Here is a 21,744-nt window from a genome sequence, read left to right on the forward strand (position 1 = left end):
TTGTCTATGCAGAATGTCCTTCTGCTGTCGAAAATTTTAACTAAATCAGTCCATGTGCCTATTACTAGAAGCTCATCTTGATTTTTTACAGTTTGTATAATTTTAAAGGAACCACTAAGCGACGAAATCTTCATTTTTAAAAATTGGTTGAATAACAGTTTAAAGTTAGGTCTTTAACGAGAAGCTCTCTATACGTAGAAATACGTATTTTTAAACTTCAAAATATAAAAAATGAAGTTTAACTTATTATTTCACGATTTCGTTGAGCCCAAAGAAGGAGCGAATTATGCTTTTTTTCCAGATCTAGCTTCGAAATCATATTACTCCGGTGCTTATCAACAGTTCGCTCTGAGATAAATAGTTTTTCCGCAATGTCTCTCGTTGAAAGCCCATCAGCAACCAATCTAAGGATTTTAATTTCCGAAGGAGTGAGGGGCTCAAAACTTGGGTAGCTATTTTGATTTTTCCCGGCTTCCCAGATTTTTTCACTGAAATAACTGCCTCCTTTTTTGATCAATTCTATCGCTGTTGAAAGTTCAGTTAGAGCAAATTCCTTGAGGATATAGCCAGAGAACTGAAGGTCTTTTGCTTTTTGAAGGATATATAGTTCTTTATGAAGCGTAAGCAAAATTTTCTTTGAATTCAATCCTAGAATATTCATTTCTTCTGCCACTTCCAAACCTGTCATTTCAGGCATTTCTAAGTCCATCAGAACAATATCCGGTTGAAGTTTTTTTACCAAATCCAGAAGAAATTTACCGTTGGATGCAGTTTCAAGGACTTTAATACCCAAGTCTTCCAAAAAATCACTAAGCCCCTTGAGTAAAATGGGATGATCATCGGCGATAATAACAGTCGGTGAATCAGACATGAATTGTGAATTTAAATTGACTTCCTTTTCCTTTTTCACTGCTTACTTTCATAACTCCCTGAATGGCTGCTGTACGTTCTTTCAGGGTCTTGAGACCAAGACTGTGGAAGTCCTGATAGCGCTCCGAAAAATCAAAACCTTTGCCATTATCTTCGATGGTCAGTTTGATTTTATTGTCGGTTTCGTTAAGATTTACACGTATCGCTGAAGCTTCCGCATGTTTTAAGACATTGTTTAAGCATTCCTGAAGGATACGGTAAAGATGTAGTTCCTGTTCTTTATTGAATTTGCCTTTGATATCCTCAATTTCAGAACTCACAAATAAGTCGGTTTCTCTGTCTATCTGCTCAAGTAATTGTTCGGTGGCTTTAGCAAGCCCAAGTTTCTCCAGTTGCATGGGGTGCAGGGAACGGGCGATCGCTCTGAGTTCCGATATCGCTGAATCGAGCAGTTGTCCGGTGCTCTCATCCTGTCGGAGGGCAACCCGGTTTTTGATCAGAAGCAGACTTTGCCCCAGTCCGTCATGCAGATCCTTTGAAATCCTTAGCCGCTCTTCCTCTTGACTTGTGAGCAATTGTCGGGAATAGGTTTCCTGCAGTGATTTTTCTTTTTTGGTTTGCCTCAGGCTTTTCCAAAGAAAGGCTCCAACTGTTGCCGCAATTAAAAATACGATTATGGCCAAAAACCAGCGCGTTTTTGCGGCTGATTTTGCCTTACTTTCCTCGAGTTCTTGTGTTTTATTAAGGATTTCCCGTTCTTTTTTCTCCGTCTCGTAGAGGGTCTGATAATATGCAAAAGTGGTGGATTGGTTAGCCGAATTTATCGAATCCTTGAATTGGTTTAAATTCTGAAGAACTTGAAAACCTTCTCTATCGCGTCCCAGCCCTGAATAAGTAATAGCTAAAAGCTCATAGCCACGCAGGATATGATCCAAATCCTGAGATTCGATAGCGAAGTCTAAAAGTTGTTCAGCAAGTTTTGTTGCTTCGCCGAGATTATTCAGATTTTTTTGAATTAAAGCTTCTGAATAGAGAATGTTTGGGTTTCTTATTTGGAATACCGGTAAATCCGCAAAAAATGGCTTGGCTTTATTAAAGTATTCTAGCTGATCTTTCAAATTGCCAATTGTACCAAAATAATTGGACAAGGAAAGGAAAAACATCGCCTTAAAATAGTTGCGTTCTGGACCAAATGGCAACATTTCTTCAATTTTCTGAAACAACTCATACTGTTCTTCAATTTTGCCTTGCTTCCTATAATCCTCTGCCTGATTATACAGTTGAATAGCCGCTTCATATTTTTGTCCATTTTCCAGATGGTATGTGATTAGCTTTTGTCTAATCTCAAAAGCCTCTAAATGAATCCCATATCGACTAAATAAAATCGCCATTCCTCCAAGCACAAAATTTACATATTCTTGGTCTCCGAGGCTTTCATAGATATTCCTAGCTTGCTGATAGCTCTCCATAGCTTGGAGTAAATTGCCTTGATAATCATGGGCTTGTCCGGTGAAGAACTTTGCATCAGCTATGTAAATGGAATCTTTTTCTCCAAATCTTTTGATCGACTGAGTGTAATAATAAATAGCAGAATCATAGGCGTACTGATTGAAATAAGCCCCTCCTAATTTAAGGTATAAATTTCCCCGGAGGCGAGCGTCTGTGATTTGAGATTCGTATTGAGCCGCATCCAAAAGAACTTGGATTTTCTCACGATAGGAATTTGTCCCTGGAGCATAGGAACCATAAAACGCAATTGCCCATTTTGTGAATTTTTCTGGGTCTTTCTGAGCTCTAACTATCTCTAAAACTCTTCTTAAGTACACGCCAGAAATGGAATCTTCCCCAGGAATCTCACCATAAAGTGCTTCCAAGGTTTTTAATTCATCTGTATTTGAAAGATTGTCACGCTTGAGAATGATTTCGAGGCTATCTCTTTTTTGCGAAAATCCCTCGACAAAAACAGCGACTAAAAAGATTAGAAAAAAAGGAATGGTACTCCACTTACTCATGCTTAAAGATATTAATAAACGGATATTTATATAGTGTCAATACTGGAAATGAACTGAAAAGTCTGTCGAATGATTGAATTGATTTTTATTTTTGGCTATGTCTGGTACTACTAATCTAATTTTTCAAAAATTAAAAAAATCGGCATCCTCCAAAAGAGCCACCTTCTGCCTTGGTTTCTTCAAAGCTTTTCCAGGTGGCTACGGGGAAGGAGATCAGTTTTTGGGAGTAATTGTGCCCGAGCAGCGAAAAATCGCAAAAACATATTACCGGGAAATATCCCTGGATGAAGTTTCGGAACTGCTCAACTACCCCTTTCACGAAGTTCGATTGACCGCTTTGATGATCCTGGTTTATAGTTTTGAAAAATTGGAATCCGAATCAGAACAAAAGGAAATCGTCGATTTTTACCTCGATCATCTCCATTTTATAAATAATTGGGACTTGGTGGACAGCTCCTGTTATCAGATTTTGGGAGCCTTTTATCATGAGAAAGACAAATCCCTTTTCTATGAATTGGCCACCTCAGGAAATCTTTGGACGCAGCGAGTTGCGATGATTAGCAGCCTGTATTGGATCAAAAAAGACAATTTTGCCGATACTTTAAAATTGGCTGCAAAACTCAAAAATCATCCTCATGACCTAATGCACAAAGCCGTTGGTTGGATGTTGAGAGAGATTGGAAAACGTAATTTTGAAGTCGAATTACAATTCCTAAAAACTCATTACAAGACCATGCCCCGAACGGCATTGAGGTATGCGATAGAGAAGTTTCCGGAGGAATTGAGGCAGGATTTTTTAAAGGGAAGAGTTTGAAAAAAGGGATAGGAATTTCTAATTTGAATAGTGATTAAAATTTATTTGATAATCATAATCAGTTTTTTAACACCATTATTTTTTAAATCATGGAAAATTACCTCTCCAAAATCATTGTTGATACCTGTTTTCACATTCATGTTAAATTAGGGCCCGGATTACTTGAATCAGTGTATGAAGAAGTTCTATATTATGAATTGTGTCAACAGGGCTACAACGTGAAACGCCAATATCCAATTCCTATAATTTGGGAAGATATCGAAATGAAACAAGGTTTTAGAGCAGACCTAATCGTGGAAGATTCTGTTTTAATTGAAATAAAATCTGTCTCAAAAATAGAGCCTGTCCACAAAAAACAAGTCCTGACTTATATAAAACTGACTGATCTAAAATTAGGTCTACTAATTAATTTCAATGAAGCATTAATAAAAGATGGGATTACCAGAGTTGTAAACAATCTGTAAAACCTTAAAAAAATCTCGCAAAGACGGGAAGACGCAAAGCCTTCTTTGTTCTTTAATGCTCAGCGCCTTAGCGAGAAGGAAATCACTGGGCGATCTCTCCCGGATCACTTTACAATCTCGCAAAGACGGGAAGACGCAAAGCTTTTTCTATTCTTAGCACCTCAGCACCTTAGCGCGAAAGAGATCAAAAAGTTATCTTCTTCAATTCCAATATCGTTTCAATAAAATCTCGCAAAGCCGGGAAGAAGCAAAGCTTTTTTTGTTCTTTGCGGCTTCAGCGCCTTTGCGAGAAAGAAGTCAATCCTCTACCCCCTCCAATTCACTCAATTCCAACCACGCCAATTCCAATTCTTCGAGTTCTTTGTCGATGGCTTGAAGGCGGTTGGATTTGGTCATCAACTGATTGACATCAGAAATTCCGGCCGATATTTCATCTGACAATTTGGACTTTTCAGCTTCCAGTTTTGCCATGGTCTCCGTCACAGCCTTGAATTCCTGCTTTTGTTTATAGCTCGCTTTTACCTTTGATGCACTTTCGGACTTCTCAATTCTTGTCTCGTTTATCTCGCTTTTGGTTAGAGGAATCTTGATACTTGTGTCTTGATTCTTGATACTATTTTCAGTCTCTTTCTCCCATTCCCTGAAATCAGTATAATTCCCCGGGAAATCCCGAATTACCCCTTCACCCTCAAACACAAATAAATGCTCAACCAAGCGATCCATAAAATATCTGTCGTGAGACACGATGATCAGACAGCCGGGGAAAGTATCCAAGAATTCCTCCAGGATATTTAAAGTCATCAAATCCAGATCATTCGTAGGTTCATCGAGGATCAGGAAATTAGGATTCTTGATTAGAACCATTAGTAGCTGGAGACGTCTACGCTCCCCACCGCTCATTTTGGCGATTGGAGTGAATTGCTGCTTTGGTGGAAATCCAAACTGAGTCAAGAACTGGCTCACGGTGATCGTCTGACCTTTGTCCAAAGTCACAATTTCTGCCACTTCTTTTACCACATCAATCAGTCGCTTTTCCTCATCAAATCGATCTTCTTCCTGACGGTAATAGCCATAAGCCGTCGTTTGACCCACGGAGATTTTACCTGAATCAGGTTGATTCAAACCAGTGATCATTTGGAGAAAAGTCGTCTTTCCCGCACCGTTTGGCCCAACGATTCCAACTCGATCTTTCTTTCTGAAGACGTATGAAAAGTCCTTGACAAGGGTCTTTTCTCCGTAAGCTTTTGAAATTTTGTCGATTTCCAAAATCTTATTTCCAAGTCTTTGTGTGGAGACTGTAAGCTCAATATCCCGCTCTTCTCGCTTGTTGAAGGCTTTTTCTTTGGTTTCCTCAAATGCTTCCACACGGTATTTGGCCTTGGTGCCACGGGCTTTGGGTTGACGACGAATCCAGTCCAATTCCTTTTTGTAAAGGCTCTTGGCTTTTTCGAGTTCGATGTCTTCGTTTTGCATCCGGTCGGCTTTCTTGTCCAAAAAGTAACCGTAGTTACCTTGATATCGGTGCATTTTGCCCTGATCGAGTTCGAGGATTTCATTGGTCACTTTCTCCAGAAAGTAACGGTCGTGTGTCACCATGAAAAGTGAAAGGTTGGCTTTTGCCAAATAATCCTCCAACCACTCGATCGTCTCCAAATCCAAGTGGTTGGTTGGTTCGTCAAGCAAAAGCAAATCAGGTTTCTCGAGGATAGCTTTCGCCAAAGCCACTCGCTTTCGCTGTCCTCCTGACAGGGTGCCAACAGGTAAATCCGTGTCATGCAATCCGAGTTTTCCGAGCACTTCCTTCACCTGATATTCAAAATCCCAAGCCTGAAACGCATCCATTTTCTCAAAAAGATCAGACATCTTATCCGAGTTGTCAATCCCACGCTCTGAATCCAATAACGCCTTGTGATAGTCCTCAATTACCTTCAGGATTTCACTGTTACTTTGGTCAAAGATGGTTTGGTAGATAGTAAGCGAACCTTCAAAAACCGGGTTTTGATGGACGTAAGCGATTTTTACAGACTGATTTTTACCTACTTCACCGGTGTCAGCGATCTCCTGACCCATGATGATTTTCATCAGGGTGGACTTTCCTGCGCCGTTGATGCCGACGAGAGCAATTTTTTGACCTTGGGAGATGCCGAAGGATATATTTGAAAAAAGCTTCCGTTCCCCGAAAGCCTTACTGAGATTCTCAACTGAAAGGTAATTCATGGCGCAAAAGTAAGGGAAAGAAAGCAGGCAAAAATGTGTAATTCAATATTCTTGCCTTGTCCGGCTTAGATTACATATTTAAACGGCTCAAATCTTACTTTTTTTCTAGACGTGCTTTTGTTTTTTTCTTGTTTGAGCCTAGATATTAATCTAACTCTGCTAAATCTATTCTCTCAAATTGGAATAAATCTTCATGGGCATTGCGGTTTTCGGGATTATTGATGGAGATATACAAACCTTCTTTGGTTATGAAAGAATTGTTTGGGAAATAGATCCCACCTTCAAAATAGCTTTCGGTCAACATTTTTAATTCATTGTCAAATACCTGAATTACAAAAGGGCCTGGGTTTTCTCGAAGTAGGCTAAGGTCTTCTTCCGTCTTGATAGCCAAAGTTGGATAGGCAAATCGATAATATACTTCTCTGAAAGGATCATAAACTAACGATTCATATCGCGAGGAGGCTGTAAGATACTTTTGTGTGTCAAGGCGCTCTCCAGCTACCGGGAATAAAGGAAGAGACTCATCTAAAAATTGGCTTTGTCCATCAAAGATCTCTAAAGTCCCATCTTGGTTTTGCTTGAATACTCGGTGATCTCCAAAAAGTGAAAAGACGGTGAAATCGGGCTGAAATACCAAACTAGGCTCAAAATGCTTTAAGCCTTTACTCAGATATCCTTCAGGGTAATTTAATTTACCAAGCTCAATGTTTCCATTAGTTAAATCTATGCTATATGCCATCTTAGAAATTTTCAATTTTTCCTCAGTCATTGCCTTATAGTTTCCTTGTATATGAGTTTTGACCAACAATTTATTATTCCTTATCAAAGGAGGACTTAAAAAATATGTGTTGTGGACAAATGCATTAGTATATATATATGGATTTTTATACTCAATTCGGTTGTTAATTTTGCCATTAAAATCTGTCAAAGTAATTAAATTAGAAATTTGAGGATATAAAAAAATACTGTCAAGGCTTTTGACTTGAATACCGAATAGGGCGCCTACTCCCTGTGGTCCTTCGTAAGGAAAAAATATTTCTTTTTCAAGTTTCTGAGACTGTATTCCATAAAACTGAAGAGAGTTAACCTTCCAATTTACATTAATGAGATAATTTTCAAAGCTGACAAGTCCCGTGCTGATATTTGAGGTAGTGGAGTCAATAGGGAATGAAAGAATTGATTGACTGGGGATTAGCGTGAAGGAATTATTTTTTCTATCTGCAATGTTACAAGATACAGATAGGAGGAAGATCAAAACAAGGAAATTAAACGTTTTCATAATTAATATATTAGATATAATTAAAGGCTCTACCAAGAATTAAAATGAAGAACATAATGCTTAGGTTTTAACACATGTGATTTATGCTTCATAAGACTTTGGAAATCAAAGAAAAATTTCTACTTAAAATGTGCATATTTTCAATTTTAGCAGCGCTTATTTATATGTTCCACTAAACTAATGGTAAAATTAAATGAAAAGGGGTAAGATTCTTTTACCCCTTTTTTAAATTAATCGCCAACCTCTGGTTCGCAAGAATCATCCGCCTCACAAGGCGGTGGCGGACATGTTTGATTAACACAATTTTCCCACCCTTGCGTCTCACATATCGCTGTCGGGTAGTAAGCCTCAAAGCAAGCTGCATTAGCGCTGGAGATGGATATAGCCCCAAACATCAGGCTAAATTAAGAAAAACCTAAAATTAACTTTTTCATAGTTTTAAAATTTTGAAAATAACGGAATACCTCTTGGCCAAGAGCAGTTAGTCACCTAACTAACTGTATCGAACATATTATTATTATTATTATTATCCAACTAATTACTCAAAAAAAATACGAAAACCTCGAAAAATACCCTATATAGGGTATGGATTGCTAACTAATTAGGTGAAATGAAGACCATACACGATATCCTCAAACTAGGAGACCCAAGACTCTATGAAGTCTGCGAACCTGTACTTAAAACAGATCTTCAGCTTGTACCAGAATGGACCCAACAACTTCATGAAGCCATGGAAGATATCCGACGGGTTTACGGGTTTGGAAGGGGAATCGCCGCTCCTCAGTTGGGGATCATGAAGCGGATGTTTTACCTGAATTTGGATCGGCCGTACATCATTTTGAACCCAGAGTTGAAAAACTTGAGCTCTGAAAAATTCGAGCTGTGGGATGATTGCATGAGTTTTCCAAATCTCCTAGTCAATATAAAACGTCACCAATCGCTGACTTTGCAATACCGGGATGAAAACTGGAAAAAGCAGACTTGGACCGTGGAAGGCCCGATTTCGGAATTGATTCAGCATGAGTATGATCATTTGGACGGGATTCTGTGTACCATGCGGGCGATTGATGAGAAGAGTTTTCGGTGGAAAGGATAAAATTCAAGATAGCTGCGCAGATATTTTGGAGATATGGCTAAAGCCAAGGTATTTCGTGTGGAATATTTTTTTAAAGACTATAGCGAATCCTTTAGTGTCAAAGACACTAAAACAGTTTGATCGTCTTTTAATTTTCCTTGATTTTTTTGAAAAAACTCATGGATACTTCCTGTTTCAATAGTCACATTCTTGCCAGAAAATTTCGCTAAATAGTCATTATAAAAGTCTATTGAATTTATTTTAAAAGTCAAGTTTTTTTCAAATACAGTCCATGGGACATTTCTAATTTTCATTAAATCAATATCATTGTCAAAATTATTAACTTGACTTATGATTTCCATATTCTTATCTAGAAAAATAAAGTGCAATTTTTTATTTGTTTGGTAAATAGACATAAAGTAATAATTTCCAAGTTTAGTAAAGATGGAAATATTTTCAACAAGGTTATTTTCTTTTATAAAATCATAGTAATCCGACCTTCCGGAATTATGTAGGCGAATAAAATCTGATTCCTTAACTGAATAGCGTCCGAAATCAAATGTTACTTTCTTGTGAAAACTTAAATCTTTGTGAAAAAAGGCCACATCTTGACTAAAAGGAATAGGGAAAATATAACCTGAATTGAAATCTGGGCTCAGTCCATTTTTAGAACCATGCTTAAATTTTTCAAACCCAGGCCTAATTTCAATAGATTTTTCTATTAAGTCATCTTCTTGGAATAGTAAGAAGTTATGATTTGAATTATCATTTTCATTATTCATAAAAAACAACATTCGATTATCATGTTTATGAAAAATCGACGCATTAACAGGTATGGGTTTTTCATTGACTACCTGCATCTCGGAATTATAAGTTAATATTTTTCTTAGACTTCTATCCAAAATATATAGTGTGTCGTCTACAACTTGGAAATGATCAAGCTGTTGATATTCTTTTGGACCTTCTCCGGTTGATTTGATTATATTTCGAGGATTTCCATCTCTATCAAATTGGTGTACATAGCTATTGAAAAAGTCTTGAATAAAAATCGAATTTTTAGTCACTACAGTTTTATAGGATTCTACCAAAGGATTTGATTCCTCACTATCGATTAGTGTATAATTTATTCGGCTGAAAAATTCGGATAATTTACCATCTGAAGAATTATCAAGATCAATTATGATGTTTGCGTTCTTAAAATGATTTTGTTTTTCCGAAGAGTTTTTACAAGATAAGAGAAAGAGAAATACAATATAAGTGAGTACTTTAATTTTCGACATTTTGATATAAAAATTAGTTAGCGGCCTATTTAAGGCCGCTTTTTTTATCCAATTCCTCCAACTTCATCACAAAATTTTTGACCGGATACATCACAAGCTTCAGTTCCATCAAATCTGCATCTATATACAGAACCTCCTCCTTCACAATCGATAGTTTCAATTCTATAGGTTTCACTAGCTTTAACGCTTGAAGTTGAAGCAAAGAAAAGGAACATGGTCCCCAATGCTGAAACTCCTAAGATTAACCTTTTCATGATTTTGTAATTTAAAATAATGGTTACCTCTTGTCCAAGAGCGATTAGTCACCCGACTAATTGTTCCGAACATATTATTATTATTATTATTTGCCAAATTTTTGAGCAAAAAAACACTAAAATGCCCAAAAATACCCTATATAGGGTATGGATTGCTAACTTATTAGGTCAAATGAAAACCATCCACGACATCCTCAAACTGGGAGACCCAAGACTATACGAAGTCTGTGAATCAGTTCTTGAAACTGATCTTTCTCAGGTTCCAGAATGGACCCAACAACTCCATGAAGCCATGGAAGATATCCGACGAGTTTACGGGTTTGGAAGGGGAATCGCCGCACCTCAGTTGGGGATTATGAAGCGAATGTTTTACCTGAATCTGGATCGGCCTTACATCATTTTGAATCCCGAATTGAAGAATCTGAGCGATGAAAAATTCGGGCTTTGGGATGACTGCATGAGTTTTCCAAATCTCCTAGTCAATGTAAAACGTCACCAATCGCTGACTTTGCAATACCGGGATGAAAACTGGAAAAAGCAGACTTGGACCGTGGAAGGCCCGATTTCGGAATTGATTCAGCATGAGTATGATCATCTAGATGGGATTCTGTGTACCATGAGGGCGATAGATGAGAAGAGTTTTCGGTGGAAAGGATAAAATTCAAGATAGCTGCGCAGATATTTTGGAGATATGGCTAAAGCCAAGGTATTTCGTGTGGAATATTTTTTAAAGACTATAGCGAATCCTTTAGTGTCAAAGACACTAAAACAGTTTGATCGTCCTTTAACTTTTCTTTATTTTTTTGAAAAAACTCATGGATGCTTCCAGGGGTAATTGAAATTTTCTGACCTGCGTACAGTTCAATGTACTTGTTGTAAAAACTGACTGAATTCAAGATCACATAAATTTTATTGTCATGAAACGTCCATGGAATACCCATTACCATACCATCAAAGTCATTTTTAGGATTGATGGATTGATATCTTAGCTTCAGATCACGATCAAAAAGTAAGAAATGATGAGTTGGTTTACCCTCAGCGCTATTTTGATACAAATACATAAAAAAACTATCCTTCATCGGGAAAAAAGAACTGATGTTATTAATGAGTCCATTCTCACCGAGATATTTATCAAGATTTCTAGCCTCTGCTTGGCGATATCTATCATTATGGCCTAAACCAAAACGGCCAAAGTCAAATTCAAAGTTATTTGAGATTTCCCCTTTCTCATTAAATTCCACGATTTCGTAGCTATAAGGAATATTGAAAAATACACTCTTGCTGAACTCATCTTTCATAAAACCATCCTTTGAACCGATCCCCATCCAATCGTAGGCTATTGGAAATTTATAGAGAGCCGAAGTGTCATTATCGGCAAGTGTTTCGCGGATAAACAGTTTTTGATTAGGGTTATTTTTCAAGCCCAGAAATAATACTCGCTCTTTTCCGAAATAATGAAATGCGTCAAAAAATGTTTGTTCTTTTTTCTCTTCAATAAAATTTCCATATAAATTGAAGGTTATAATCTTCTTTAGAGGAATATCACTGACATAAATTTTATCTTCTACTACTTGGATATATTCCGTTTGCTTGATTGAATTGGGACCCCCAGAGTCAGATGACTTTATAGAAGATTGGAGCTTACCAGTCCGGTCAAAAATGTGAATATTAGCAAGGTCTCTATCTTCGACGATTATTTTATCAGATGAAAAGTCGATATGATACGGTCTGACTAAAACTTCATTTTCCCCCATGTCCAGAAGCAAGTAATCAATAGAGGAAAATAGATCCGAAAATTTACCTGTTTCTGAATTTTCTAAGTTGACAGAAATTTTAAGTTTTTCGGTTTCCAAATCTGAACATCCCATGGATGTCACAGCGAGACTTACAAGTAAAATTTTTTTCATAAATACGGATGCATAACACCTGACCAAATGGCCCCTTTTTTCATTAGAGCTTAGTTTGGTCAGGTAAAAGTGAATTAATGATCAGCCTCCAACTCCAGGATCATCGCATAATGTCTGCTCCATGATAGAGCAATCTGCATCTGGTACATATCGGCACATTTTAACACTATTTCCATTAGAGCAAGTCTCATCTTTCATTTCATAACCCTCAATGGCGAAGCAGGCAATAGAAATCATAAAGACAGCACCACTTAAAATTAACTTTTTCATGTGTTTATAATTTGATTTTGAATTGTCACATGGAATCTCGCATGGTGGATAATCATCCCAGTGTGTGACGCTCTCGTCATGCTCGATTTCATAGTTTTATTTTTTTGAAAATAACGGAATACCTCTTGGCCAAGAGCAGTTAGTCACCCGACTAACTGTCTCGAACATATTATTATTATTATTATTATCCAACTAATTGCTCAAAAAAAATACGAAAACCTCGAAAAATACCCTATGTAGGGTATGAATTGCTAACTAATTAGGTGAAATGAAAACCATACACGATATCCTCAAACTCGGAGATCCAAGACTATACGAAGTCTGCGAACCTATACTTGAAACAGATCTTCAGCTTGTACCAGAATGGACCCAACAACTTCATGAAGCCATGGAAGATATCCGAAAAGTTTATGGGTTTGGAAGGGGGATTGCCGCTCCTCAGTTGGGGATCATGAAGCGGATGTTTTACTTGAATTTGGATCAGCCTTACATCATTCTAAACCCAGAGTTGAAAAACTTAAGCGATGAAAAATTCGAGCTGTGGGATGACTGCATGAGTTTTCCAAATCTCCTAGTCAATATAAAACGTCACCAATCGCTGACTTTGGAATACCGGGATGAAAACTGGAAAAAGGAGACTTGGACCGTGGAAGGCCCGATTTCGGAATTGATTCAGCATGAATATGATCATCTTGATGGGATTCTGTGTACGATGCGGCCGATAGATGAGAAGAGTTTTCGGTGGAAAGATTAAAAGGAAATACAGTAGAAATACATAGAAATAAACTCGACTTCGTCTGGTGAAATGAAATACGAGGATCGATTTACATTCGGATGAATTTCTCAGAAAATAGGCTCATATTCGAGAGGAATTGAGCCGTATTTGGAAGTATTTTGGATGCTTTGAGCCGAATCATACGCAACTAATGATTTGGGCAATTTTAATTAGATCGATTAAGAGAAAAAAACGCCGAAATTCCATTAGTCGGAATTTACCAAACTATCCAGATTTGATATTACAATGGCACGATTTGCTTCATTGAATCCTAAAAAAGATTTGGTTTCTTGATCAAGTTTGGCGAATTGAAATTCAACCAAGGTTTTTCTCGATAATTCATCTCCGGTTTGCTTGAATAAAATCATTTCAGACTCTCGAGTATCGGGATCTGTTCGATTAAGGATTTTGACAAGAAAAAAGAATTCCTTTTCATTAACCTTCAGTCCAGACAAAATTCTGTCAGGTTGATATTGATTTTGCTCCCAGGGTTCCAAACTAGCATACTCAGTTAGATTTTGAATTCCTTTCAATTCTCCCTTGAATAAAATCGAATCTAAAAAGAAATTTCCTCGAACCTTTGAAAAACGGTCATGTTCAAATTGTAAAAGGCCTTCGCCCCTTCCATCAATCAGATATAGCTCATCCTGATAAGTAAAAGAAGAAAAAGTGGTCTTAGATCCGGTAGTTTGAGTCACCTCTGAAAGAAGGCTAGATTTCATTTCGGGAAAATCAATTTTAAATATTTGAAAAATGCCTTTTTGCGGATTCCTAAAACTGACAATTAGTTCGTTGTAATTTGTACTCATGATAGTGTGCATTCCACTTTCGGAGAGCTCAATTTGTTTTTTCGAAAACTTTTTAGTCTTCAGATCAAAACGATACATATCACTTGGGTTTACTCCTAGTGAATATAAAGCATTTTCAAAATAGAAAATTGAGTTAAAGGAGTTGTTCAAATAAACCTCTACAGCCCCATTGGGATAAAGTCGTGGGGAGGCGAAAAGCGTGTCAAATAATAAACCCCCCTCATGATCGTATATCAAAATTTCATGTTTATTGGTCAACAGAAAAATATTGTCATTTCCAATCTCCATGTCTGTAACCGTCGCATAGGGAGATAAAGAGACTTCAAATCCTAAATTTAATTTTTTGATTTCAATTTCTGACTTTGAACAAGATAGCAATAGCAGGCAAAAAGCTGAATAGTTCAAATATAATTTAAGGCATATAAGTTTTGGCATAGCTTGACAATTGGTTTGGTGAAAATACTTCAATACGTTCACCGTTGGGAAGGAGAATAATTGGTAGAGATTCGATTAATTCCATTTTGATTGCCAACTTCTCCCTATCCACAAATATTGATTGTTGGTTCAAGGTTGCAAAAAGTGAGGCTTTTTTGAGCTGAGATGATATGATCACCACATTAAATATTTTCTTGTTTATTTCTTTGACTGTCTCTTGATATTCATTAAAACAGTAACTACAATTCTCGAAACTTATGAGTAAAGTAGCTTTGCTGGCATCAAAACCGATCTCTTGACTATATAATTCAAGTTTACTTTTTGAGCCAGTAAATGATGCCAAAATCAAAAAGAAAAATATAATGAATTTAATCATTTGCTGTAAAATCAAATATATCTATGGATAGTATATTTTCTACTAAGTCAGGATTCATCACATTGTTCTTAGGAAGATAAAATCCTCGCTTACCTACGAATGCTCTGTAAATATTATAAATACCACCGGGAAAGGTTATTTCTTTAATTTTATTGAAGTCACTGTCTAAAACAATTACTGAAAAATTTCTTACTCCATCCATTTCCTTAGGAATCTCATTCTTGTTATAGATTCCTGAATGTTGTACTGTTCGATAAAATAGATCTCGATATTTATCATAGTAAACACCATAATATTTTGCGGTTTGAATTATTTTTTCCATATTCTGATCCTTATCAGGAATCATACTAAACGGGGTAAATTCCTCATCAATAAAATCACTTTTTGCAAGTTTTTCCTCCACAATACCATCTTTTTCTACTATGAGAGAATGTAAAAATCGCCAAGAATAAACGACCCTTCCATATTTATCAATTGTTCTTGCAATGGATATGTCTTGACTTGGCCAAATTTTGTTTTGATAAAACTCTGGAAAACCAGAACTAGATTCTTTAAAAATCTCATTAGATTCAAGATTGTACAAAACCTCAAATTTGAAATCCTCATTAATATTTGCAGGATTTGTAACTTCAAATAATGGCAGCTGGATAAATCGTAAATTTCCCTTTTCTAGCATTGTAGACATGGCACCGAAAGAAACATGATTGATTAATGATTTTTCCAGATTCTCTTCTTTTGAGGGCATGTATCGATTGATTATTTCTCCCTGTCTGTTTATCAAAATGCTTCCTCTGATAGACATGGGCATGAAAATAAAAATTGAATCTAAACTGATAGCAGTGATTCCTTGTACCACTTTAATTCCCAATGGCTGTTCAAATGGATATTGGATTTCATGGTTTACAAAACCTGTATTTAAATCAAAAACTTGAATTACTTTTTTGAATTCATTTTGATGAAGTAGGTATTCATTCTCACCTTGTTCAACATAAGAAATTCTCATAAAATCGATGGATGTAGTATCGTCAAGAACTAGATTACTCTCTCCAATCTTAAAGGGTTTAATTTGCTCCAGTAAAGTAGTTTTACTTTCTTTACAAGCTGCTAGTAACACAAAAAATAAAAGATAAATACTAATTTTTATTTTGAAGATTTTCATTTAATAATTTTATAAATAGAAAAAAAGGTTCTGCCATTCTTAATTAGCAGAACCAATAAATTTAAAATCCTCCTGACAAAATAGGCATCGAACAAGTATAATCACAATTCGAGCAAGATCCATCAAAATTGTTTGCTGAGAATACCATTCCATTTTCCACATGGATAGTCCCATCTGGGTTTCGACAAATGGCACTTGCGGGCACTGTGCTTGCAAGGGTCAAAGCGAGTAACCCGATCCCTAAAATTAATTTTTTCATGATTTTTTTGAAATAAAAGAAAACATAAGCTCTTGAGAAGAGCGGTAAGTCACTTGACTAACTGTCTCGAACATATTATTATTATTATTATTATTATCCAACTAATTGCTCAAAAAAAATACGAAAACCTCGAAAAATACCTTATGTAGGGTATGGATTGCTAACTAATTAGGTGAAATGAAGACCATACACGATATCCTCAAACTAGGAGACCCAAGACTCTATGAAGTCTGCGAACCTGTACTTAAAACAGATCTTCAGCTTGTACCAGAATGGACCCAACAACTTCATGAAGCCATGGAAGATATCCGACTAGTTTACGGGTTTGGAAGGGGAATCGCCGCTCCTCAGTTGGGGATCATGAAGCGGATGTTTTACCTGAATTTGGATCGGCCATACATCATTTTGAATCCCGAATTGAAGAATCTGAGCGATGAAAAATTCGAGCTTTGGGATGACTGCATGAGCTTTCCAAACCTATTGGTCAATGTGAAGCGTCACCAATCCCTGACTTTGGAATACCGGGATGAAAACTGGGAAAAGCAGACTTGGACCGTGGAAGGTGCGATTTCAGAATTGATTCAGCATGAGTATGATCATCTAGATGGGATTCTGTGTACCATGCGGGCGATAGATGAGAAGAGTTTTCGGTGGAAAGATTAAAATGAAATACTGTTGAAATACATTAGAAATAAACCCGACTTCGTCGGGTGAAATAGTAAGCACTCGGCTCACATTGGTGCAGAAAACGGCTCAAATCAAAGTAAAAATGAGCCGTATTTGCCTATTTTTTCAGGGTTTTTGAACTGATTCAAGCTCTGAATCTTTAATTTGGCCCTATTTCACGGAGCGCAGCGAAGTGTATTTCAACTTTATTTCGAGCAGCATATTTCTATTGTATTTCGCACAACGTATCTCACGAAGTATATTTCAATTGTATTTCCCGAAGCTTTTCAATAACCACCAACAACCCTCACCAGGTAATAGAAGCCCTTTATCAAAAATAAGTCTTCACAGCAAACTCAGCTTGTTCAATAAATATCTTTTTCATTGGACTTAAGTTGGTCTGTTCATAAAATACAAGCATGGCCTTCTTGTAGTCAAGTGGATCGACCGTTCTAAAGGATATAGGGCAAAAATCATTTGCCAAAAGAATTGCATTCGAGAGAATCCTAGCTGTCCGCTTATTTCCATCCGCAAATGGCTGAATATAGGAGATTAATAAAAGTCCAAGAAAAGCTTTTTCGTATCCGGATTTAGATGAATTGATAAGCTGACAGGTTTCTTCTAAAGCCTCGCGGATCTGAAATTCATTATCCAAAGGCTGGTAATTTGTTCCTGTAATTCCGACTCGCCTTCTTCGGATATTTTTTCCGATTCCGAGTTCTTTGACCAAAATGCTATGCAAATCTTCTATAACCCTGACGGAAACTTGCTCGGAATAGTCCTTTTGCAAAACCAAGAAGTCAATCGCTTCCTTGTGATTGAGTAGCATAGTTGCTTCATCCTTAGTCTTGCCAGAAGCTGTTTTCTTTTCTTTTAAGAGAATCTCCGTCTCTAGTAAAGAATAAGTGTTACCCTCAATTTGGGAGGATTTCCAGCTCAAGTCAATCGCCAAACGCTCCATTTCTTTTTGGTATTCAGTCGGAGACAAATCAGCAACACTTTTCTTGAACGATTCATGGATTTCCTCCAGAGTACTAACTTCAGCTTGATTAAAAATTTGAATTTTGGCCAACTTCTCAAACACCTCAAAATCGAATTGCTTTTTGATAATCCGATCATCCTGTTCTTTTTGAAAGTATGGTTCCAGGTCAATTGGAAAATTGATTTCCAACTTTGGAGAAGAAAGATAAACGGTTGCTTTTCCTTTTCCCTCAGTAATAATCCAATCTTCATCCAAAAGGCCTTGAATTAACCTTTTGAGGGTGGCAGGACTTGAATCAAAGGAAACCTTATTACTTATTTCCTGCCGTGAGACTTTTTTTGAGTCCTGAATGATGGATAATATTTCTCTTTGTGTTTCTTTCATACTCGATTGCTTACCGCAGAATCGGCTCAATTTACATAGAAATACGGCTCAAATCAAAACAAAAATGAGCCGTATTTTATCGATTTTCAATTCTTTTTGAGCCGAATCACGAAGGGAGTTTTTCAGAAATCAAAAAACTTTGATGGTAGAAGCGGGTAAGAAAATTCAGGCAGTATATTTCCTTTCTATTTGGACGATTGGAATTGAGTAATATTTTGACATATATAATTTTGGTTTCCCGCAGACCTGACTGCCGTCAGGCAAGTTCTACACAGAAAAAGACGCAGATTCTCACAGATTTTTCAAAGCCTAATAAATCTGCGCAATTCAGCGATTTGAATCAGCGCAAATCAGCGGGAAATAATTATCTCGCGAAGCCTATCTCACGAAGTATATCTCGCGTAGTTTATTTCCATAGTATTTCGCGCAGCCTATCTCAATTTATTTCACCGACCGTAGGGAGGTATATTTCTATTGTATTTCTCGCAGCCTATCTTTGAATCATGAATTTCCCTACTCTCTCCGACATCCAAGCGGCCCATGACCGCATTCAGCCTTTTATCCACCAAACACCGATTCTCACCTCTACTGCAATCAATGAGATCGCAGGTTGTGAGATCTTTTTCAAATGCGAAAACTTTCAGAAAGTAGGAGCTTTCAAAGCCCGTGGAGCTGCCAATGCCGTCATGAAACTCACCCCTGAGCAGCGTGCCAAAGGAGTAGCGACTCACAGTTCGGGTAATCATGCCGCAGCCCTCGCACGTGCTGCAAGTGTGGCGGGAATTCCCTCTTACATTGTCATGCCTTCAAATGCCCCCGAGATCAAAAAGAAAGCGGTCAAAGGTTATGGTGGAGAAATCATCGAGTGCGAACCCAATCTCAAAGCTCGTGAAACAACACTTGAAGCGGTCGTGGAGCGAACCGGCGCTACGTTTATCCCTCCTTATGATTTTATGGATGTAATCGAAGGTCAAGCCACTTGCGCCCTAGAATTATTGGAAGATCAACCCGATCTAGAAATAATTATGGCTCCTGTTGGCGGTGGGGGGCTTCTTGGAGGAACAGCGTTGACAGCACATTATTTGAATCCTGAAATAAAAGTAATCGCAGGAGAACCAGCTGGTGCTGATGATGCTTATAGATCATTTCATGCAGGAGAAATAATCCCTCAAACAGGTCCAAATACGATTGCTGATGGATTGCTTACTTCGCTGGGGAAACTCAATTTTGAATTGATTAGAAAGTATGTGGATGACATTCTGCTCGCAACTGATCCGCAAACCATTGAAGCCATGCGATTGATCTATGAGCGAATGAAGATAGTGATTGAGCCTTCCTGTGCGGTTCCTTTGGCAGCTTTGTTAGCGAATAAAGATCGATTCGCTGGGAAAAAAGTCGGAGTTATCCTTTCCGGCGGAAATGTGGATTTGGGGAAGTTGCCGTTTTAATACCCATAAACACAGGCTTTGATAAAGATTTAGCTTATTAATTGCCCAAAAATTTCAAATCTTTACCGCATGCCATCTCCCATCTTTTCAAGATTTCGAATCCTTCCTATCCTTTACTTTGCCAAGAGGCAAGTTTCCAAGCTCAAACTTTGGGTTTGGGTGAAAGTTGGATTTGTGAAAAAAGTGCTGATCCAACCTTATGCAGGGTATGGCAACGGAAAGGAGCTGTACATGGCAGGAAGAGTTTTAGCGGATAGAGCCATTCAGCCTTCGGCTGCCGAGGATCGATTTTGGAGGAACTTCCAGAAAATGAGAAAACGCTTTCTCACGATCGTCTTTCCCGGAGTGGAAGTGGAGGCAGAATTTGAAGGGAAAACTATCAAAGTCACCACTGACGAAGAGGGGTATTTTGAGATCATACTTTCATTGGAAGATATAGAATTGATTGAAGGTTGGCAACCCATCCGGCTGCGATTACTTCACGATCTTCTTGGACGAGCTACCGAGGTAAATGCTATTGGGGAAGTTTACTTTCCAGTCGCTAATCCAGATTATGGGATTATCTCAGACATCGATGACACGATCTTGATCACCGGTGCGATGCGAATGTGGGAAATGCTGAAAGTGACTTTTACTCAAAATGCACACACTCGGATTCCTTTTGCAGGAGTATCCGAATTCTACGAAGCACTGCGAAAGGGGCGTGATGAAATATTGAGCAACCCGATTTTTTATGTCTCCAGTAGTCCATGGAACATATATGATTTTCTCATGGAGTTTTTGGATGCGCATGACATCCCAAAAGGTCCTCTGATGCTTCGGGATATTGGATTGTCAAGAGATCAGTTTATCGCCGGAAGTCATGAGGACCACAAGCTCAAGCAAATCAATCATATTTTGGACGTGTTTCAGGACTTGTCTTTCATCCTAATTGGGGATAGCGGTCAGAAGGATCCTCAGATTTATCTTGAATCGGTAAAAACCCACCCTACACGAATCTTAGCAGTCTATATTCGGGATGTTTCTGGGTCTGACCTTCCTGAGTTAGCTTCAGAATATTTAATCGAGGGAGTCGAGCTGATTTTGGTGAAAGACACTACAGAAGCGGCTGCACATGCACTTTCTAAAGGTTGGATATTGCCAAGTGATACGGAAAAAATTAAAGATCAGAAGGTGGAGGATGAGAAGGGGACGTGAAATTCCTTTCTATTGTTGGCTTACACTTCGATGAGTACTAAATCGAGCTCGGTTATTTTTGAAAAACCTTTATCGGCAGTAACTAAAGGAATCTCATATATCAAACTTGTGGAAGCAATAATAGCATCTGGCAGTTTAATTTTATACTTCCTTTTCAGTTGAATGGTCTTGTCTTTTATTTTTGAGCTCCATTCAATTTGGAAACAGTCATTTAAAAGTGATTTAAGCTTTGTTTCCTCTTGTTTTGAAATGCCCTGATGTCCAAGCAACTCGATTTCTGAAATAAAGGAAACACCGAAATTGTATTCTAAAAATGGCTCTATTATGCTATTCCCTTCATGAAGATAAATTAGAAAGTTTGTATCGGCGATAAAGTCAATCTTCATTTTCTCTGACTGAAAGTTGATATTTTAGTCCATCAATTTTTCGTTTCAATTTCCCGAAATGCTTAGTGAGATTTCCCCCTTTTGGAGATTTCTTCAATTTCTCTTTAAGTATTTTAGAGGTGTCTTTGGAGTTGGATTTGTCTATTATAACAGTCATAGTAATCAAAAATACAAAAATTGAGCCGTTGATCAACTGTATTTTTTAAGAGGTTTACTCATTTAGGGTTGCAAACTCAAGGAATAATCTTGGAAGGATTTCACTTTTTGGATTTAGCCTGATTGGCGATAGTGGTCAGAAAGATCCTCAAATCTATCTTGAATCTGTAAAAGCAAATTTCCGCTTCTTTGAAAATGTAATTTGGCTAAAGCCCGACTCAACTTATAATTTTCGAAGGAATGGGCTAAAGCCGCATTCCTATTCATGAA

General features: G+C 37.5%; 21 protein-coding genes. 8 read left to right on the forward strand and 13 right to left on the reverse strand.

Annotation, left to right across the window (positions count from 1 at the left end; translation table 11 throughout):
• Window positions 1-238 precede the first annotated feature (238 nt).
• Both ACK4HU_RS12910 and ACK4HU_RS12915 read right to left on the reverse strand, forming a co-directional pair.
• A complete protein-coding gene (locus tag ACK4HU_RS12910) occupies window positions 239-871 on the reverse strand; it encodes a response regulator (protein WP_409807368.1) in 633 nt (210 codons plus the stop codon).
• A complete protein-coding gene (locus tag ACK4HU_RS12915; RefSeq protein WP_409807370.1) occupies window positions 864-2,882 on the reverse strand; it encodes an ATP-binding protein in 2,019 nt (672 codons plus the stop codon). Before ACK4HU_RS12915 ends, ACK4HU_RS12910 begins: the two co-directional genes overlap by 8 nt.
• A 97-nt stretch (window positions 2,883-2,979) precedes the next feature.
• Between ACK4HU_RS12915 and ACK4HU_RS12920 the strand changes: the two genes are divergently transcribed.
• Both ACK4HU_RS12920 and ACK4HU_RS12925 read left to right on the forward strand, forming a co-directional pair.
• Window positions 2,980-3,696, forward strand: coding sequence for a DNA alkylation repair protein (locus tag ACK4HU_RS12920; RefSeq protein WP_409807371.1), 717 nt, complete (start codon window positions 2,980-2,982; stop codon window positions 3,694-3,696).
• Between the two features lie 89 nt (window positions 3,697-3,785).
• Window positions 3,786-4,160: a GxxExxY protein gene (locus ACK4HU_RS12925; protein ID WP_409807373.1), complete on the forward strand. Its 375-nt coding sequence runs from the start codon at window positions 3,786-3,788 to the stop codon at window positions 4,158-4,160.
• Window positions 4,161-4,457: 297 nt separating this feature from the next.
• On the opposite strand, the gene ACK4HU_RS12930 is transcribed toward ACK4HU_RS12925, so the two are convergent.
• Both ACK4HU_RS12930 and ACK4HU_RS12935 read right to left on the reverse strand, forming a co-directional pair.
• A complete protein-coding gene (locus tag ACK4HU_RS12930) occupies window positions 4,458-6,377 on the reverse strand; it encodes an ABC-F family ATP-binding cassette domain-containing protein (protein WP_409807374.1) in 1,920 nt (639 codons plus the stop codon).
• A 145-nt stretch (window positions 6,378-6,522) separates the two neighbouring features.
• Window positions 6,523-7,656, reverse strand: coding sequence for a DUF4221 family protein (locus tag ACK4HU_RS12935; RefSeq protein WP_304902234.1), 1,134 nt, complete (start codon window positions 7,654-7,656; stop codon window positions 6,523-6,525).
• A 610-nt stretch (window positions 7,657-8,266) separates the two neighbouring features.
• Here ACK4HU_RS12935 and ACK4HU_RS12940 point away from each other — a divergent pair.
• Window positions 8,267-8,752: a peptide deformylase gene (locus tag ACK4HU_RS12940; protein ID WP_409807377.1), complete on the forward strand. Its 486-nt coding sequence runs from the start codon at window positions 8,267-8,269 to the stop codon at window positions 8,750-8,752.
• 77 nt (window positions 8,753-8,829) lie between these two features.
• Here ACK4HU_RS12940 and ACK4HU_RS12945 read toward each other — a convergent pair whose 3' ends face one another.
• The gene (locus tag ACK4HU_RS12945; RefSeq protein WP_409807379.1) at window positions 8,830-10,011 is read right to left on the reverse strand and encodes a 6-bladed beta-propeller; all 1,182 of its coding nucleotides are present in this window, start codon (window positions 10,009-10,011) and stop codon (window positions 8,830-8,832) included.
• Window positions 10,012-10,055: 44 nt separating this feature from the next.
• A complete protein-coding gene (locus tag ACK4HU_RS12950; RefSeq protein WP_409807380.1) occupies window positions 10,056-10,265 on the reverse strand; it encodes a hypothetical protein in 210 nt (69 codons plus the stop codon).
• Window positions 10,266-10,437: 172 nt separating this feature from the next.
• Here ACK4HU_RS12950 and ACK4HU_RS12955 point away from each other — a divergent pair, with 172 nt between their 5' ends.
• A complete protein-coding gene (locus tag ACK4HU_RS12955) occupies window positions 10,438-10,923 on the forward strand; it encodes a peptide deformylase (protein ID WP_409807451.1) in 486 nt (161 codons plus the stop codon).
• 76 nt (window positions 10,924-10,999) lie between these two features.
• On the opposite strand, the gene ACK4HU_RS12960 is transcribed toward ACK4HU_RS12955, so the two are convergent.
• Window positions 11,000-12,172 (reverse strand): 6-bladed beta-propeller, encoded by a 1,173-nt coding sequence (locus ACK4HU_RS12960; protein ID WP_409807381.1) that lies wholly within the window; start codon window positions 12,170-12,172, stop codon window positions 11,000-11,002.
• An 81-nt stretch (window positions 12,173-12,253) separates the two neighbouring features.
• Window positions 12,254-12,442: a hypothetical protein gene (locus tag ACK4HU_RS12965; RefSeq protein ID WP_409807383.1), complete on the reverse strand. Its 189-nt coding sequence runs from the start codon at window positions 12,440-12,442 to the stop codon at window positions 12,254-12,256.
• A 268-nt stretch (window positions 12,443-12,710) separates the two neighbouring features.
• Between ACK4HU_RS12965 and ACK4HU_RS12970 the strand changes: the two genes are divergently transcribed.
• Window positions 12,711-13,196, forward strand: coding sequence for a peptide deformylase (locus ACK4HU_RS12970; RefSeq protein WP_409807384.1), 486 nt, complete (start codon window positions 12,711-12,713; stop codon window positions 13,194-13,196).
• Window positions 13,197-13,423: 227 nt separating this feature from the next.
• Here ACK4HU_RS12970 and ACK4HU_RS12975 read toward each other — a convergent pair whose 3' ends face one another.
• From ACK4HU_RS12975 to ACK4HU_RS12985, 3 genes are read right to left on the reverse strand one after another with little or no spacing between them, the layout of a single operon-like run.
• Window positions 13,424-14,461 (reverse strand): hypothetical protein, encoded by a 1,038-nt coding sequence (locus tag ACK4HU_RS12975; protein WP_409807386.1) that lies wholly within the window; start codon window positions 14,459-14,461, stop codon window positions 13,424-13,426.
• Window positions 14,439-14,837, reverse strand: a complete 399-nt coding sequence (locus tag ACK4HU_RS12980) for a hypothetical protein (RefSeq protein ID WP_409807388.1) — start codon at window positions 14,835-14,837, stop codon at window positions 14,439-14,441. Before ACK4HU_RS12980 ends, ACK4HU_RS12975 begins: the two co-directional genes overlap by 23 nt.
• Window positions 14,830-15,996, reverse strand: a complete 1,167-nt coding sequence (locus tag ACK4HU_RS12985; protein WP_409807389.1) for a DUF4221 family protein — start codon at window positions 15,994-15,996, stop codon at window positions 14,830-14,832. The genes ACK4HU_RS12980 and ACK4HU_RS12985 overlap by 8 nt, the downstream gene beginning before the upstream one ends.
• Window positions 15,997-16,432: 436 nt before the next feature.
• On the opposite strand from ACK4HU_RS12985, the gene ACK4HU_RS12990 reads away from it, so the two are divergent.
• Window positions 16,433-16,918 carry a peptide deformylase gene (locus ACK4HU_RS12990; RefSeq protein WP_409807391.1) on the forward strand — a complete coding sequence of 162 codons (486 nt, stop codon included), beginning with the start codon at window positions 16,433-16,435 and terminating at the stop codon, window positions 16,916-16,918.
• Between the two features lie 334 nt (window positions 16,919-17,252).
• Here the strand turns inward: ACK4HU_RS12990 and ACK4HU_RS12995 are convergent, their stop codons facing one another.
• Window positions 17,253-18,287 carry a Fic family protein gene (locus ACK4HU_RS12995; protein WP_409807392.1) on the reverse strand — a complete coding sequence of 345 codons (1,035 nt, stop codon included), beginning with the start codon at window positions 18,285-18,287 and terminating at the stop codon, window positions 17,253-17,255.
• A gap of 503 nt (window positions 18,288-18,790) precedes the next feature.
• Here ACK4HU_RS12995 and ACK4HU_RS13000 point away from each other — a divergent pair.
• Together ACK4HU_RS13000 and ACK4HU_RS13005 are read left to right on the forward strand one after the other, a co-directional pair.
• Window positions 18,791-19,735, forward strand: a complete 945-nt coding sequence (locus ACK4HU_RS13000; RefSeq protein WP_409807394.1) for a pyridoxal-phosphate dependent enzyme — start codon at window positions 18,791-18,793, stop codon at window positions 19,733-19,735.
• Window positions 19,736-19,804: 69 nt separating this feature from the next.
• Window positions 19,805-20,932 (forward strand): App1 family protein, encoded by a 1,128-nt coding sequence (locus ACK4HU_RS13005; protein ID WP_409807396.1) that lies wholly within the window; start codon window positions 19,805-19,807, stop codon window positions 20,930-20,932.
• 20 nt (window positions 20,933-20,952) lie between these two features.
• Here ACK4HU_RS13005 and ACK4HU_RS13010 read toward each other — a convergent pair whose 3' ends face one another.
• On the reverse strand, window positions 20,953-21,318 hold the full coding sequence (locus ACK4HU_RS13010; RefSeq protein ID WP_409807398.1) for a type II toxin-antitoxin system VapC family toxin: 366 nt from the start codon (window positions 21,316-21,318) through the stop codon (window positions 20,953-20,955).
• Between the last annotated feature and the right edge of the window lie 426 nt (window positions 21,319-21,744).

This window comes from Algoriphagus sp., assembly GCF_046296635.1.
Classification (GTDB): Bacteria; Bacteroidota; Bacteroidia; order Cytophagales; family Cyclobacteriaceae; genus Algoriphagus.

Bases quoted from the DNA above. Each gene is read 5' to 3' on its own strand.
- ACK4HU_RS12990 (WP_409807391.1), top strand. From the start codon at position 16,433: ATGAAGACCATACACGATATCCTCAAACTAGGAGACCCAAGACTCTAT.
- ACK4HU_RS12995 (WP_409807392.1), bottom strand. From the start codon at position 18,287: ATGAAAGAAACACAAAGAGAAATATTATCCATCATTCAGGACTCAAAA.
- ACK4HU_RS12945 (WP_409807379.1), bottom strand. From the start codon at position 10,011: ATGTCGAAAATTAAAGTACTCACTTATATTGTATTTCTCTTTCTCTTA.
- ACK4HU_RS12950 (WP_409807380.1), bottom strand. From the start codon at position 10,265: ATGAAAAGGTTAATCTTAGGAGTTTCAGCATTGGGGACCATGTTCCTT.
- ACK4HU_RS12930 (WP_409807374.1), bottom strand. From the start codon at position 6,377: ATGAATTACCTTTCAGTTGAGAATCTCAGTAAGGCTTTCGGGGAACGG.
- ACK4HU_RS13000 (WP_409807394.1), top strand. From the start codon at position 18,791: ATGAATTTCCCTACTCTCTCCGACATCCAAGCGGCCCATGACCGCATT.
- ACK4HU_RS12960 (WP_409807381.1), bottom strand. From the start codon at position 12,172: ATGAAAAAAATTTTACTTGTAAGTCTCGCTGTGACATCCATGGGATGT.
- ACK4HU_RS12915 (WP_409807370.1), bottom strand. From the start codon at position 2,882: ATGAGTAAGTGGAGTACCATTCCTTTTTTTCTAATCTTTTTAGTCGCT.
- ACK4HU_RS12935 (WP_304902234.1), bottom strand. From the start codon at position 7,656: ATGAAAACGTTTAATTTCCTTGTTTTGATCTTCCTCCTATCTGTATCT.
- ACK4HU_RS12985 (WP_409807389.1), bottom strand. From the start codon at position 15,996: ATGAAAATCTTCAAAATAAAAATTAGTATTTATCTTTTATTTTTTGTG.
- ACK4HU_RS12920 (WP_409807371.1), top strand. From the start codon at position 2,980: ATGTCTGGTACTACTAATCTAATTTTTCAAAAATTAAAAAAATCGGCA.
- ACK4HU_RS12975 (WP_409807386.1), bottom strand. From the start codon at position 14,461: ATGCCAAAACTTATATGCCTTAAATTATATTTGAACTATTCAGCTTTT.
- ACK4HU_RS12940 (WP_409807377.1), top strand. From the start codon at position 8,267: ATGAAGACCATACACGATATCCTCAAACTAGGAGACCCAAGACTCTAT.
- ACK4HU_RS12970 (WP_409807384.1), top strand. From the start codon at position 12,711: ATGAAAACCATACACGATATCCTCAAACTCGGAGATCCAAGACTATAC.
- ACK4HU_RS12980 (WP_409807388.1), bottom strand. From the start codon at position 14,837: ATGATTAAATTCATTATATTTTTCTTTTTGATTTTGGCATCATTTACT.
- ACK4HU_RS12955 (WP_409807451.1), top strand. From the start codon at position 10,438: ATGAAAACCATCCACGACATCCTCAAACTGGGAGACCCAAGACTATAC.
- ACK4HU_RS12965 (WP_409807383.1), bottom strand. From the start codon at position 12,442: ATGAAAAAGTTAATTTTAAGTGGTGCTGTCTTTATGATTTCTATTGCC.
- ACK4HU_RS13005 (WP_409807396.1), top strand. From the start codon at position 19,805: ATGCCATCTCCCATCTTTTCAAGATTTCGAATCCTTCCTATCCTTTAC.
- ACK4HU_RS12910 (WP_409807368.1), bottom strand. From the start codon at position 871: ATGTCTGATTCACCGACTGTTATTATCGCCGATGATCATCCCATTTTA.
- ACK4HU_RS12925 (WP_409807373.1), top strand. From the start codon at position 3,786: ATGGAAAATTACCTCTCCAAAATCATTGTTGATACCTGTTTTCACATT.
- ACK4HU_RS13010 (WP_409807398.1), bottom strand. From the start codon at position 21,318: ATGAAGATTGACTTTATCGCCGATACAAACTTTCTAATTTATCTTCAT.